Here is a 13624-nt window from a genome sequence, read left to right as displayed (position 1 = left end):
TGGTTGACCGATTATTGTTTAAAATACCGGTCCTTTTCGCTGTATATGCAGCCACAATACTGCTGACGGTACATGCCAAGCCGTTTGGATTCTTCAATCCCGAATTTCCAGCCCTCTCTGAAATCCTGGTAGAAAAATTTTACATCATATTGCCTGGCAATGGACTCTCCGGTTTTTATAATGCGCTCATGGTTCTGGAATTTGCTGTACAAAAGGGTTGTGGAAAAGGCGTCAAACTTTCCTTTTCTGGCAACACGCGCCGTTGCTTTGAGTCTGTCATGGTAGCAGTACCTGCACCGGTCTTTTTCCCTGAAAACAACGGATTGAAGAAATTCTTCCATCTTATAATCCTGTTGATAAATAACCCTCAATCCAATGCTATCGGAATAGTGTTTCAGGGTTTCTTCCCTTTTTTGGCACTCTTGAAAGGGATGGATATTATGCCTATAAAAAAAACCCATTACATCCATATCCATCTGCCGTAAAACTTTTACAGGATAGATAGAGCAGGGGGCGCAGCAGGTATGAAGCAATAGTTTCAATCTCTTTTCCCGAATATGGAGGTTCCGACTCTTACCATTGTAGATCCTTCTTCAATGGCCACTTTAAAATCATTGCTCATTCCCATGGACAAATGGTTCATGGCCACGTTTTTAAATTGATGTGCCATGATCTCTTTTTTTATGGCTGCCATTTTTTTAAAATAGATCCTGGCCTGTTCCGGGTCTGAGAAGTATGGCGGCATGCCCATCAATCCCTGTAATGATACATTTTCAAGCGCACTGATCTGATTTGCCAGTTCGACTGCCTCTTCTATGCCGGTTCCGGATTTCGTTTCTTCTTCACCAATATTGACCTGCAAAAGAATTTTTTGTATTTTGTTGATTTTTTTTGCCTGTTTATTGATTTGATTTGCCAGTTTCAATGTGTCAACCGTATGAATATACTCAAAATAATTTACTGCAAATTTAGCTTTATTGGATTGGAGATGCCCGATAAAATGCCAGCAGGCATTGTCTTTTCCAATAACATCAATTTTTTCAATTGCTTCTTGAATATAATTTTCTCCCAGATGTGTTACCCCGGCTTTGATTGCTTCCATTATGCTTTCAACAGGTTTTCTTTTGCTGACGGCAATCAATTGAATGGTATCCGGCTGTCGGCCACAGGACATTGCGGTGTCAGCAATTTGTTGGTTGGTTTTTTTTATATTATCTTTTATGGGTGACATGATGATTTAAGTCCTTAAAATTGAATGATATTAAGATGCATCAATGTTTCAACGACCTCGCAAACAGGCAACCCTACAACATTGGAATAGGAGCCTTTAATCTGCTTGACAAGAATTGCGCCAATTGCCTGTATCCCATAAGCACCGGCCTTGTCAAACGGTTCGCCTGTATTGACGTACCATTGAATTTCCTGATCACTTAAATGTTTAAAATATACTTTTGTTTCAACACATTTTTTAATGATGGATCTTTTTTTCTGATGAATCAGACAAAACCCTGTATAAACACTGTGTTCACGATTATTTAATTTGGTGAGCATATCAATGGCATCTGGTTTGGATTGAGGTTTGCCAAGAATCTGATTGTCAACGACAACAATGGTATCCGCTCCCAGGACCCAGGATTCAGGATATAAAAGGGAAGTGTCTTCTGCTTTTAAAAAGGAGAGTTCTTTTACATAATCTTCAGGTTTTTTGATTGAAACCGTTTCTTCATCAATGGTTGACACAGAGATTTCAATATTTATTCCAACCTGCTCAAGAAGCTCTTTTCTTCTCGGAGATCCGGATGCCAATATTATTTTTTCAGTATTGATTGATTTCATAGACCTCTTTTTATCAGAAATAGCTTAAAGTGACAATCTTATGGTTTTAAGCTTGCAAAATTTAAAAAAATGGTATAAAAAAATCAAGAATTACGCCTGGGTGGCGGAACTGGTAGACGCAAGGGACTTAAAATCCCTCGGAGATTATCTCTGTACGAGTTCAATTCTCGTCCCAGGTACCAGAAATATCAAGGGTTTAGCCAATTTTGGTTGAGCCCTTTTTGTTTTTGATATTAATCACTGTGCCTGGATTTGTGCCCGTCTGAGATTCGAGATTACCTGATTTGTCAAAATTGACAAATGCTCTTGAACAAGCAGATAATATTTATTTGCCGTAATACAAGGCAACCAGGTTCTTTCAGCAAAGAAGATTGACAGAAAAGTCTTCTTTGATCGGAATCTAAAAGCGACAAGCAAAACAGATAAAACCAAAGCATATGAATCCTTTATGAGATACGGAAAAAACAAATATTTTTGGAACGAATATATTTTTGAAGGTTATGTCAATTATAAGGCTGATATGATAACGCTTGCAGGCTTTCTGAATATTCCATTAAGCATGTCTCATCCAGAAGAAAGCCAGAAAGAACGGGGAGATATATAAAAATGCAAACCATCAACAGAACCGCTATCACAATCATTCCCAAACAACCATATATAGATTGGGCGAATAGTTTTAAGGATGGTGTCGATTATGACAAACCTCATGCAACTACAATTCTAATCCCAGATAAATACGGTGAATTTGACTATGAAACATATCTAAAAAAAATATTCAAGCATGTTTTTGAAGAGCAACTTGAGTCCTGGATGGTTGATCCGGATGATTGGCCACTAAAAAGGACATATAAGGTATTTAAAGAATGGTTCAATGTCATTTGTTCAGATATGACATGGGACTATGGGGATGGAGATGTAGAGCATGACGATGTTTGAATTGAATAAGAAGCCTGAAATAAAATGTTAACCTAAGCGAGGACCGAATGGATCTGACACCTATATTCTTAATAACTATTTTATTTAAATTCTGGTACTTGATTCTCATTGCAATTGCAATTTTTTTTTCAAAACACCTTTTTTTAAAGGATTCATTGGCGAAGTTATAATTAATGTAGCTTCAACTCTTTTTTTAGATAAGAAAAAATATCACTTGATCAAGAACGTGACGTTGCCCACAGAGGATGGAACAACTCAGATTGATCATATCATCGTCTCAAAATACGGTATTTTTGTTGTAGAAACAAAAAATATGAAGGGGTGGATTTTTGGAAGTGAGCGCCAGAAGATGTGGACCCAAAAAATATTTAAATATAATACCAAATTTCAAAATCCGCTGCACCAGAATTATAAACACGTCAAGACACTTCAAAATATGCTGAATATTGAACCGGAGAAAATTTTTTCCGTCATTGTTTTTGTAGGAGACTGTAAATTTAAAACTGCCATGCCTGCAAATGTAAATTATCCCAGGGGCTATATCAATTTTATAAAGTCAAAGAACAAAATCTTATTATCCAAAGCTGAAATTAAAGAAGCAATCAGGATAATTGAATTTGGAAGATTTGAACGATCATATAAAACGCATCGTGAGCATGTAAGGCATGTTAAGCAGATTGTTGAAGAAAAACAGGATGCAGTGACTTGTCCGAAGTGTGGGAATGTGATGATTTTAAGAACAGCAAAAAAAGGGCCAAATGCCGGAACACAGTTTTGGGGATGCTCAACATTCCCTAAATGCAGAGGAACTTTGAAATATTCAGCAACAGAGTCATAGTGTCATTTAAATTGTTGAATATTTGGTAAGAACGGTATTATGCAAGTTGTTATAACTGACAGGTTCGTTGGAAAATCAGATCTATGCAGGAAATATTTTCCCGAAACAGTTTCTATTTAACTACTATATCTTGTGGCAGACTTTATCCAGAAAAATACAACCCTATGAATACAAGTCGTTCCCATTGAATTCTCCATACGATTACTGAAAAAAATTAAAAGATTCCACATTCTGAAAAGTCACAAATAGGTCTGGTATTCTTAACAAGGAAAGGCCCGGTAAAAGTTAAGGATAGGATAATTATACTTAATTCAAAAGCTTCGAATTTTTTACTCAAAAAGGAGTCTCCAAAAACATTGCACTAATGAGGAAGAAATTCGAACCTGTATAGTTTGACAAAGCAAAATTGAATTCAGAGAGCCAGTCTTTTTTTATTCATAAAAGCATAGACATCCCTTATGGATATGGGATGGGTTTCCAGCAACGACTTTAATTCTTTTTGACCCATAATCTCCACATTATATTCTTGCGCTGTTTTTCGAGTTCTGCCTGAAAGCTTTAATGCGTTCGTCATGAATAACAGCTGTGAGAATGATCTTCCAAGGGCATTTTCATATTTTATTCTTGCGGCCTGAACCTCCAGCACAGCTTTGTATCCATCGTAAATAGCATTTTTTGTATTTTTATGTTTACACTGAATCAGATAATTTGGATCACCGACAACCACAGCGTCTGCCCCATAGTCTGCGCCAGATTTTGTCAGCCACTTGTCATAGGGGTTTGAATCTTTTGCAATAATTAGACAACAAAGGGCTTCAAATTGTTCCCATGAAATCTTATGCAGATCATCTGATGTAATTTGGTGATTTGGGGTAAAAGACTTCATATCAAATCCTGAAGGGTTAGGAATGACCTGTTCCGGAGTGACAACTGCATCTTTGAGAGATGTTTTCTTGCTTAACAAACGATGAAGATTTACATCAAAAGACTCAAACTCTGGATGGTGCAAGACTGGTACATATATATTTACGTCTTTCTCCTGACCGATTCGATACACCCTGTCTGTCGCTTGAGCTTCTTTAGCAGGATTCCAGTGGCGTTCAAAATGGACAACATTATTTGCGCCGACAACAGTCAAGCCAACTCCGGCAGCAACTGGGGACATGATAATTATATTAAAACCTTCAACAGCCTCAAAATCTAATATCATACTTTTCCGGGTTGGCACTGACGCCCTTTTGGCGACAGCTTTAGCATCACCGTTAATAATTGAAAGAGGTCCAAAACCAAACCAAGCTCCCAAAGCCTGGCTTAAAAACTGTTGAAGCCTTTTGTTTACCGTAAAGATAATACATTTTTCTTTTCGTTTTTTAATTTGTTCAAGGATTTCAACAAGGCTTCGCATTTTGGCCGATTCATCAAACAGTGAACGTAACTGTTTTTTTTTGTTTGGACTCTCTAATTGTCCTTTGTCAGCCAATCGTGGGTGGAGTGATATATCCCTTAATCTTTGCAATGCACCAAGAACTTCGTTTCGTTCTGCGTTAACCCGAGAATCTAATGTTGCGTTATATGCGCTAAGCTGGTCCCCAGTCATAATCTTTTTAAGTGAATTTAGAAACAGCCACTCTTGATCTTCAATACCCACAAAAATTTTCTTTTCAGGAAGCCCTTCAAGATTATCCTCCTTTAGGCGACGCAACATCAGTGAGCCGACTTTGATCCTGAGTTCTCGGCCGACTCTGCCTCTGACTTCTTCAATCTCATCCCCTGCGGCTCTGACAATTGGTGTCACGTAATGTTCTCTAAAAAACTGATAGTTGTTGAGATGGCCAGGGCAAGCTGTATCCATTAGACACCAAAAGTCTGCCAGACTATTTTCCACTGGTGTTCCTGTTGCAATCAATTTAAAATCGGCCTTCAACCCCTTAGAGGCACGTGTTTGGAGCGCATTAGGATTTTTTATGTTTTGTGCTTCATCAAATACCACCATTCCCCAGTCAATCTGGCACAGAGAAAACTGATAATCTCGCAACGTTTGGTATGTGGTAATAACTAACCTTTCGGGCATATCGAGACGCTCAGTATCAAAATGTTTTCCAATCTTCAAAGAGTATTTGATACCTTCTTGACCACCATCGCACGATGTTTGATTACGAATTTCAATGCCACCAGACCGATATTGTTTTAAATCTGCACTGGCCTGGAGAATGATGATTGATTTAAATGGTGAAGAGCTGAAAGTTTTATCTACTTCATCTTTCCAGACCTCTAAGAGACTTAGAGGTGCAACAATGAGAGCAGGTTTCTTTGTTAAGTTTGATTCAAAATTCAGCTTATAAATCTGATCAATTGCAGATAAAGCCATGAATGTTTTACCCAGGCCCATGTCATCAGCCAGTACCCCTCCATCGCTGTTTCTTGATAATCCAACAATCCATTGAATTCCGATCATTTGATGAGGATATGGCGTCCGTGCATAATTATCCCACTTCAATTTTTCAACCGGAAAAAGGATTTCATCAATGGCTTTGTCTACTGTTGGTGATGATCGATCCAAATTTTCATCATTCAGATCGATATCTACGACTGTGACAGATGGTTCTATATCATCTGGATTTTCTTGGTCCTCATCATATTCATCGAAGAGAGATGTATATAGGGAATCTCCACTTTTATTAATTTTCTGATCAATTCTTTCAAGCGTTTTAAGGACTGCATCAGGAGTGGAGATATCATAGATTTTCCCTTGGAAATCTATCTCATGAGCTCCTGTTTTTTGAGCGTCCTCAACTAACGCCTTTAATTGTTCAAGCGTCTCTTTATCTTCAACCTGGCTTTCCAATTTATTAAAAGATACGATTTCACCAGCAGAGGAGGACCGTCCAAACCAATCAATACCGGAACCGTCAGTCTCACCAAAATAGGCATGTTTAAAAACTGTCGCCCCTTTAACCCTTGCTGAGAAACCAAGATCAAGATCCACCAGACTTGCATCAATAAAAGCAGTTGGAGTTTTTAAAAACTCTTGGACTTTGCTTTTCGGAATCGTTCTATTTTCAAGGATCTCATGTACCGCTTTCAGTTTCTGATCATCAAACAAAATGATTTCATCATCCACCCTTAATGCAGTTGAATTATCAGCCTGGAGCTGACCTAAAACTTTGTTGACTCTCTCGGAACTCGCTTCCTGACCCATATAGGGGGTGAGTATTAAATTCCCGTTTTCATCCAGTTCGACTTCAATCGTAATCGATTCCGGGGCTTTGATATTCAGCTTGTTAAAATGTTTGAGATTTAGTTGCGCTCCAAGTTCTTGACCCTTTTGTAACGCAAATAACAGTTTTAAATTGTCGTATTCATTTTTTTCAGTTTCACCATGAGTTTGATGAGCACCGAATATGATCTGCTGGGCGGGTGACAACAAATATTGCCTGTCTTCTGAAAATTTAAGGACAGGACCTATTACTTTATAGATCCTTGTAAACCGACTATCAGGTGTTTCAACAGAAAGGCCCACACCAAAACTACTATTGCCGGTATTACCTTTAATCTCTGCATCAATTTTTCCATCCCATCTTGGAGGTAAACCTAATGAATCACATGAACTTTTATCAAAATTAACCGCCACTTCTGTTGGGACTATAAACCCGTTGGGGATAACTTCGGCGTTCCCTTCTTCCGCTAACATTGTTAAGGCAATATGTTGATGAGTAATCCATCCCCCTGCCTGACCTTTTGTAATTGCCACAGAGATAGTTGATGTTGTTGTGAAATTCAAACCCTCGAAATCAGGTTGAACAGAGTATTTTTCATTCTCAGAAGACGTCCGGAGTTTATCGAACCATTTTATCACATCCATATTATATTACCCCAAATTTTCGTTTAAACGACCTATAATCCTCAAGTGATAAGACATCTTGGGGTGAAATATATACGCCAAGTCCCCTTAAAGCTTCAATCGCATTTTTCTGCCACCTGAAATTGACAGGCGTGTGTTTGATCTGAGCAACAGCCTCACAATTTTTCTCAATCATTTTTTGATTCAATCCAGATGTCAGCTCGCTATAAAACACAAAATTGGCTCCATAGTCATATACAACGGCTGAAGAATGTAATTTTCTATATAACCATAAGAAACAACTGTGACTCCCCTCTACCATATGTGCTTGATTGTTAACAAACTGTACATGTATTAAGGATCTGGTCCCATCATTCACCATTGAGTATGCTGGCAAATGTTCGGGCTTATAGTTACTCTTTAGATATCGTTCTGCACTTTTTGAAAGATATAGGCGAGTATGTGCAATCAACTTTTTATCATCCAACCCTTCTAAAAATTTCTTCCGGGATGGAAACATTCTGTGCAACTCTTCTTTGCCTGGAAGGTTAGAATAATTTTCAAGTGCCTCCAAAAACAAACGAAGGTCTAATTTAGAGAGCCAACCTATTACTATATTATAAAGGCGCTGATCTAACAGGCTCCACCATTTTTGAAACAAAGGATGGTCCTTGGGGACTCTGGGATCACCGGCAATAGACATAATCACATTAAGCCAACTGTCATCAATTTTCGTATTGGCAGCTCTGCTTATTAAGATTTCCAAGACCTTATGGCCAACGAGGTATGATTCATCGTAAGTAGATTCATATACTGAACTCTTTTGAACTTCCAACAATAAATTATGGTGTTGATTTAATGGGATCAGTTTCAATTGTTCTACATAATAGATGTTTTTAGCAATTGTCATAAATCTACCTGAGGCATACCGGTCCAATCCTAAATATGACACAATATTTTGAAATTCCCGGTTGGTACGAATAGACTCTTTTGCGAGCCATTTAGGCCCATCTGGGCTCAACAATGTATCATGAAATGACTTTTTAAGATTTCGTTTTGGCAGTGATTTTAACAACCATTTTGCAACAGCTCTCGGATCATGCAATTTGTCATAACGTTTCAAATAGAAGTGATACATACTCTGGAGAAGCAGCGTACTCGGCTTGGGCCTTAACTGATCAATTTTATTTAGAATTCTTTGTGTTAAACTAATGTGTTCTGCACAACTGGTGGTCAAAGATACTGCCAGCGCCCTGACTTTAATAGGAGAATCCAGTTCGGTTTCTAAATCTCTATTCCTGCGCACGCTCTCTACTAAAGAATTCAAGGCGGCATTAAACTTTTTATTTTCAGTACCAGCCTTTTTAGCCAGAGAAGACAACTGGTTTTCAAGCCTTTTTATCTTAGCAAGATAATGCCCAAAAGGATCATCTGGTATTATAAATTTCAATCCTTGAACTGACAATATAGCAGGCTTCATCGATCAGCAATATCCTCTAATTCAGCAATAGATGGTCGCTTAACTGTAAATCGCAAATCAATTCTACGGTTACGCCGCCGTTGTTCAGGTGTTTTTTCAATAGTTTGCACCCGCCGGGAGGCAGCATAACCACTGACCGAAAACAATTTTTGTTTGTATGCATTCTCCATTTCATTGAAGCTTGGAGTAAGAGCAAGGTGCTTTTCCCAAAATTTCCATAAGGAAATAGCTCTATCTGTTGATAGCCTCCAATTTCCCCCTTTTATCCTTTTGAAAGGCACACTGTCTGTATGCCCTTCTATAAATACTGTATCGAGATATTCGAACCGCATTTTATTATTCGTGTCACTAAAAGGTTTATTAATGGCCAGATGTAATGCCAGCCCAATTGCGGTGACAGCCCTTTGTACCTCTTCAGCCTCAGGGATTTCATCATGACCGGAATCAAATGTCAGCGTATTTTCAGGAATTCTCAACACGGTGTCATTATCAGCAACTTCAACTTTTATGTTTTTAGACGCAAGCTCATCTTTAATTTCATATAATATCTGTTTTCTGGCTTGTTCAGCATTCCTTAATTCTTCAATATCCCGTTGAATAATCTTTTGAGTTTGGGTCAACTCTATAATCAAAGCAACCGCCGCTAGGATAAAAACCACGAGAAGAGCCGACATCAAATCAGAAAAGGATAGCCAGTATGGATTTTCTTCATCAACAGTAGCCTGGCTTTGAACAAATCGTCTAAGCATATTAACGTCCCAACTTTACTTCTATATCATCTACAACAGATGCAAGAGCTTGAGCTGCATTATTCATACTGGTAGTATATTGTGTAGTCCCTTCAGCCCAAACCCTAAGATGTTGTGCTGTCTGACCATTTGCTTGACTTGCGTAGTCTTTAAGCAAATTACTCATTTTCACAGCTAACTCTTCCACATTTTGTTTCAACTGAGCGAGATAAGAGTGTTGTTGATCATCCATCTTTTCAAACATAGTATCCGCAGTATCTACTAAGTTTTTCATTTTCTGAATAAGAGTATTGAATTCATTGGAGCTTACCAGGATTCGTTCGAATATTTTCTTTATCTCTGATGTACTGGCCTGGTTTTCTTTTGCAAGCGTCTCAGTGCTTGCTACCGCTGCTGTGATTGTTTCTGATAGTTTCATCCCCGTTTGATGAATATACCCACCAAAAGTTTTTAACTTGCTGACCGTTGAGTTTAATTCTGAGGATGTTTCCTTCATATGTTTAGTGGCTTTGGCATTTGCTGAGACTGATTCCGTTATTGAACTTTGGAGAGATTGTCCTTGATTTAGTAGTTCCCTTGTTTCCTTAAATTGAGTTTTTAAACCCTGATCAATTCGCTCTAATAAATCCGACGTACCTTTTTTCATTTCATTTGTCTGATTTATGAATTCTTCACCCCGTATTCTTTCTCTATTAGCAGCAACGTCATCTCTATTATTTAGTTTATCTGAAAGTTCACCAAATGTATTTTCAATAAATTCTGTAAGAACTTTATTCTGAGAACTTGTATTCTCAACCAACCAATTTACCTGAGATGAAATATTTTCAACCAACTCTTCTTCTTTTTGGGCAACGTTATTTTGAGAAACTTCCATTTTATCAAGAAAGGCCTGCATGGATGTTCCGAAAGAAGCTAAAGATGCATTCATTTTATCAGAGGCGTCATCCATTGCCTGTCTTTGCTGCCCTCCTTCAGTACCAAATTTCTCCATGAATTTGTCCAGTAGATTTTCCAAGGCTTTCTGATTACCATCTGATGTCTCATCCACCAACTTATTGATAGCCGGAGCCATGATCTTCTCCAAACTTGTTTCCAATCCTGATTGGATTCCCTCGGTCGCTTGAATTAAAGATTCCTGCATTTTTAATCCGATCTTTTCCGCAAGACCTTGAAGGCTCTCGCGAGATTGTTTACCGTCATTTGCAATGCGTTGAAGCTGCTCTTCCGGACTAATCCGATTAAATAATTTATCAATAAGGTTCTGTACCTGGGTAATCTTTGTTTTAGTTGCCCGCTCGATAATTTTTTCAATGATATTGAACAGAACACTGAGTATTACACCCCAAACCGAAGTTATAAAAGCGAGCTTTGCTCCATTTATAACTCCGGCCACACCTGCTTTCATTTCTTCTATAGAAACATCATTCGCGATATTAAGTTGAGCAAGACCAAGTTGAAGTCCAACAAAAGTCCCAACAACACCAATTGCGGTTAGAAAACCAGGAACAGCAGCAATAAGCCGACTACCAGTAATCCCTGGTGCCAATGTTGCTGAATTAAAAAAATATGCTGCATCATATGTATTATAAAGACGGATCTTATTATTTCGATCACCCTCAATTAGAGTCTCATTGAATTCTAACCATAAGTGTCCAACGTCATGTTTTACTTTTTGGGCCTTATCTATAAAATCTTGTCTACTTTCTGCTATCGTTTCTGAAGTATGTTCTTTTAAAAGATTTTTTAACCATTTAATTTGCCTGAATGTTTTAAATGATTTCCATATAGATGGAATTAAGAATGAAATAAAAACACCCAAAAGTATCAAAATAAACCATGCGCTTAAATCCTCTGCGCTTTGCGGGAATCCATTTAGCACCGATTTAAAATTTGGCAGTAACTTTGTCAGATCAATTTTATCTACCATTTCTGCGGCTGTTGTGCTTTTCGACATAAATTTTCCTCAAAGAGCTATAATCATGTTATTAATAAACATTGTTATCTTGTCGGTATCAGAAGAATCCATTGTAAACAAGGCATTTCTGAAACAATGTTTACGATTTAAAGTTTATAATAGATATATAAATTTCATTCAAGCAATCATTAAAGAAGCCAACCTCAATAAAGGATTATATAAAATCACGAATTTCTAAAAAGTTGACGGATGATTGTTGGATAGAAAAATTATAAAATGCGTCTATTACTTTATCTTTCAGTAGTCATTTTTAGACAAACTTAAAACTCAAGATAACTTGCATTATCATTCCTAAAATTATGAATGAAAAAATGTTTTGATTTATATTGGTATTTTAAAGATCTCAAACCCAGGACTATTGGCAATAATCCAAACTCTTCAGAATTTAAAAAAAAACCAGACTATCCCTGTCACTCCGGGCTTTTTGGCAGCACATCCAACACAGTATTTTAATCCAAATTGAATATCCCTGCCCTTGCTATGGTCTGTCAGTTGAAAAAATAGCTCATGCTCTGTAAAATATTCGATAGAGGCATCTTCCCAGGCGAAATCCAATTTTTTATCAAAGGAGAGCATCATGAAAACATCAAATGCAATCGACACTTTTCTTGACTATCAAAGAGTGAATTCAAAAAAAACACTATTCGAAATTATCTCTATTTCCTGACACGTTTCAAAGATGAATATGGAAAATATGAAATATCAGAAATCACATCCGAAGATGTTATGAGTTTTTTGACCAAGGTTACTGACGGTAAAAAACAATCAACGAAAAAACTCAAATTTTCCTTACTCAGGTCATTCTTCAACTTTATAGAGATAATCACAACGTGTTTCCATTTGGATACACCCGGGCCCGTGAAATAGTTCAAAATGCAGGAAAAATGATAAATGTGAATTTGAACCCCCACGACCTTAGACGACATGCCGCTACTTATGCAAGCAGATCTGGGGTACCCATTGAAATCGTGTCGAAAATAATTCTACACCATGCAAATCTATCAACCACTCAGCGGTATCTTGGAAAAGTCAGTGATACAGAAGCTATTCATTGGATTGATAATCTTTACAGATAAAATTATGGGGGATTGGTATAAAACCGATCCCTTTTCTATCAGTAATTATGTTGGTTGGATACCATTTAAAAATATTGATTGAAAATGAGAGTTTGAATTTGACAGTACAGGCTCACTCAAATATAGTGAGAATATATTTGTTATCAGAAGGATTCAAATGAGCAAGTCTATTTCCAAAAATGAAATTATCAATATAATTAGAGCTGAAAAATCTTTTTTACAAGAAAATTTTGGGGTTCTTACTATTGGTCTATTCGGTTCTTATGCCAAGAACAAACAAACCCCTGACAGTGATATTGATTTTTTGGTTGAATTTGCAGAACCTCGTTTTGAATGGGTCGCCGGTCTAAATTCATATATGGAAAAAAAATTTGGCCGGAAAATTGAGATAGTCAGAAAGCGCAATATGGGAGAAAGCCGCTTTTTGAAACGCATTGAACAGGAAATTATTTATGCCTGATAAAATTATTTCTGAAAATCTGTTTCTGATTTTTAAATCAATAGAGTTGATCCTTAACCGATTCGAAGATATCCGCAAACCGGATGATTTTGTTCTTGATGATAACGGGGTTACTATTCTTGATTCCATTGCCATGCGGTTGCAGGTCGTTGGTGAGCTGCTAAAAAAAATTGAAAAAGCAGACAACTCTTTTTTAAAAAATTACGATGAGATCAATTGGGAAAATATCATGAGATTGCGTGATATCGTTTCCCATCATTATGAAAAAGTTGATCATGAAATCATATATGATATTTGCCAAAATCATCTTCCGCTATTAAAAAAAACGATTCAAAAAATGCTTAAATAAATTTCGTTTATTTCACTCAAAAATAATTATCCAACGGGTAACCGCTAAAAGTTGCTCATAATACTATTTGTATTGTGGGTTTTC

12 protein-coding genes, 1 tRNA gene and 2 pseudogenes are annotated in these 13624 nt (G+C 37.2%); 8 read left to right on the top strand and 7 right to left on the bottom strand.

All coding sequences use genetic code 11. The features are described 5' to 3' along the window. Window positions 1-11: 11 nt before the first annotated feature. Genes TOL2_RS13125 through TOL2_RS13115 form a run of 3 tightly spaced genes read right to left on the bottom strand, consistent with a single transcriptional unit; the run spans window position 12 to window position 1836 of the window. On the bottom strand, window positions 12-542 hold the full coding sequence (locus TOL2_RS13125; protein WP_014957911.1) for an epoxyqueuosine reductase QueH: 531 nt from the start codon (window positions 540-542) through the stop codon (window positions 12-14). Beyond that, entirely contained in the window at window positions 539-1231 is a 693-nt protein-coding gene (locus tag TOL2_RS13120) for a YggS family pyridoxal phosphate-dependent enzyme (protein ID WP_014957910.1), read from the bottom strand. The genes TOL2_RS13125 and TOL2_RS13120 overlap by 4 nt, the downstream gene beginning before the upstream one ends. A 14-nt stretch (window positions 1232-1245) precedes the next feature. After that, window positions 1246-1836 (bottom strand): Maf family protein, encoded by a 591-nt coding sequence (locus TOL2_RS13115; RefSeq protein WP_014957909.1) that lies wholly within the window; start codon window positions 1834-1836, stop codon window positions 1246-1248. A gap of 94 nt (window positions 1837-1930) precedes the next feature. On the opposite strand from TOL2_RS13115, the gene TOL2_RS13110 reads away from it, so the two are divergent. From TOL2_RS13110 to TOL2_RS25515, 4 genes and pseudogenes are all read left to right on the top strand, one after another. After that, a tRNA-Leu gene (locus TOL2_RS13110) sits at window positions 1931-2018 on the top strand. 424 nt (window positions 2019-2442) lie between these two features. Beyond that, a complete protein-coding gene (locus TOL2_RS13105) occupies window positions 2443-2772 on the top strand; it encodes a hypothetical protein (RefSeq protein WP_014957907.1) in 330 nt (109 codons plus the stop codon). Window positions 2773-2860: 88 nt separating this feature from the next. Further along, a pseudogene (locus TOL2_RS25520) lies at window positions 2861-3196 on the top strand (nuclease-related domain-containing protein); the annotation flags it as partial. A gap of 84 nt (window positions 3197-3280) precedes the next feature. Further along, the gene (locus TOL2_RS25515; RefSeq protein WP_232507936.1) at window positions 3281-3610 is read left to right on the top strand and encodes a topoisomerase DNA-binding C4 zinc finger domain-containing protein; all 330 of its coding nucleotides are present in this window, start codon (window positions 3281-3283) and stop codon (window positions 3608-3610) included. Window positions 3611-4022: 412 nt separating this feature from the next. Here TOL2_RS25515 and TOL2_RS13095 read toward each other — a convergent pair whose 3' ends face one another. Genes TOL2_RS13095 through zorA form a run of 4 tightly spaced genes read right to left on the bottom strand, consistent with a single transcriptional unit; the run spans window position 4023 to window position 11634 of the window. Next, complete coding sequence (locus tag TOL2_RS13095; RefSeq protein WP_014957905.1) at window positions 4023-7472, bottom strand: SNF2-related protein; 3450 nt, start codon at window positions 7470-7472, stop codon at window positions 4023-4025. 1 nt (window position 7473) lies between these two features. Further along, on the bottom strand, window positions 7474-8931 hold the full coding sequence (locus TOL2_RS13090; protein ID WP_014957904.1) for an EH signature domain-containing protein: 1458 nt from the start codon (window positions 8929-8931) through the stop codon (window positions 7474-7476). Then, window positions 8928-9680, bottom strand: coding sequence for an OmpA/MotB family protein (locus tag TOL2_RS13085; protein ID WP_014957903.1), 753 nt, complete (start codon window positions 9678-9680; stop codon window positions 8928-8930). The genes TOL2_RS13090 and TOL2_RS13085 overlap by 4 nt, the downstream gene beginning before the upstream one ends. A 1-nt stretch (window position 9681) precedes the next feature. Then, window positions 9682-11634, bottom strand: coding sequence for an anti-phage ZorAB system protein ZorA (gene zorA, locus TOL2_RS13080; protein WP_198408331.1), 1953 nt, complete (start codon window positions 11632-11634; stop codon window positions 9682-9684). A 657-nt stretch (window positions 11635-12291) separates the two neighbouring features. On the opposite strand from zorA, the pseudogene TOL2_RS26015 reads away from it, so the two are divergent. From TOL2_RS26015 to TOL2_RS13065, 4 genes and pseudogenes are all read left to right on the top strand, one after another. Continuing rightward, window positions 12292-12522: pseudogene (locus TOL2_RS26015) on the top strand (phage integrase N-terminal SAM-like domain-containing protein); the annotation flags it as partial. Further along, on the top strand, window positions 12486-12731 hold the full coding sequence (locus TOL2_RS24490) for a site-specific integrase (protein ID WP_269764177.1): 246 nt from the start codon (window positions 12486-12488) through the stop codon (window positions 12729-12731). The pseudogene TOL2_RS26015 and the gene TOL2_RS24490, both read left to right, overlap by 37 nt. Window positions 12732-12888: 157 nt before the next feature. Further along, window positions 12889-13191, top strand: a complete 303-nt coding sequence (locus TOL2_RS13070; RefSeq protein WP_014957900.1) for a nucleotidyltransferase family protein — start codon at window positions 12889-12891, stop codon at window positions 13189-13191. Further along, window positions 13184-13540 carry a HepT-like ribonuclease domain-containing protein gene (locus TOL2_RS13065; protein WP_014957899.1) on the top strand — a complete coding sequence of 119 codons (357 nt, stop codon included), beginning with the start codon at window positions 13184-13186 and terminating at the stop codon, window positions 13538-13540. The genes TOL2_RS13070 and TOL2_RS13065 overlap by 8 nt, the downstream gene beginning before the upstream one ends. Window positions 13541-13624: the final 84 nt, after the last annotated feature.

The organism is Desulfobacula toluolica Tol2 (assembly GCF_000307105.1).
GTDB classification, from domain to species: Bacteria; Desulfobacterota; Desulfobacteria; order Desulfobacterales; family Desulfobacteraceae; genus Desulfobacula; species Desulfobacula toluolica.
The sequence above is the reverse complement of the archived record's forward strand: the minus strand, read 5'-3'. Positions and strand labels throughout refer to the sequence as shown.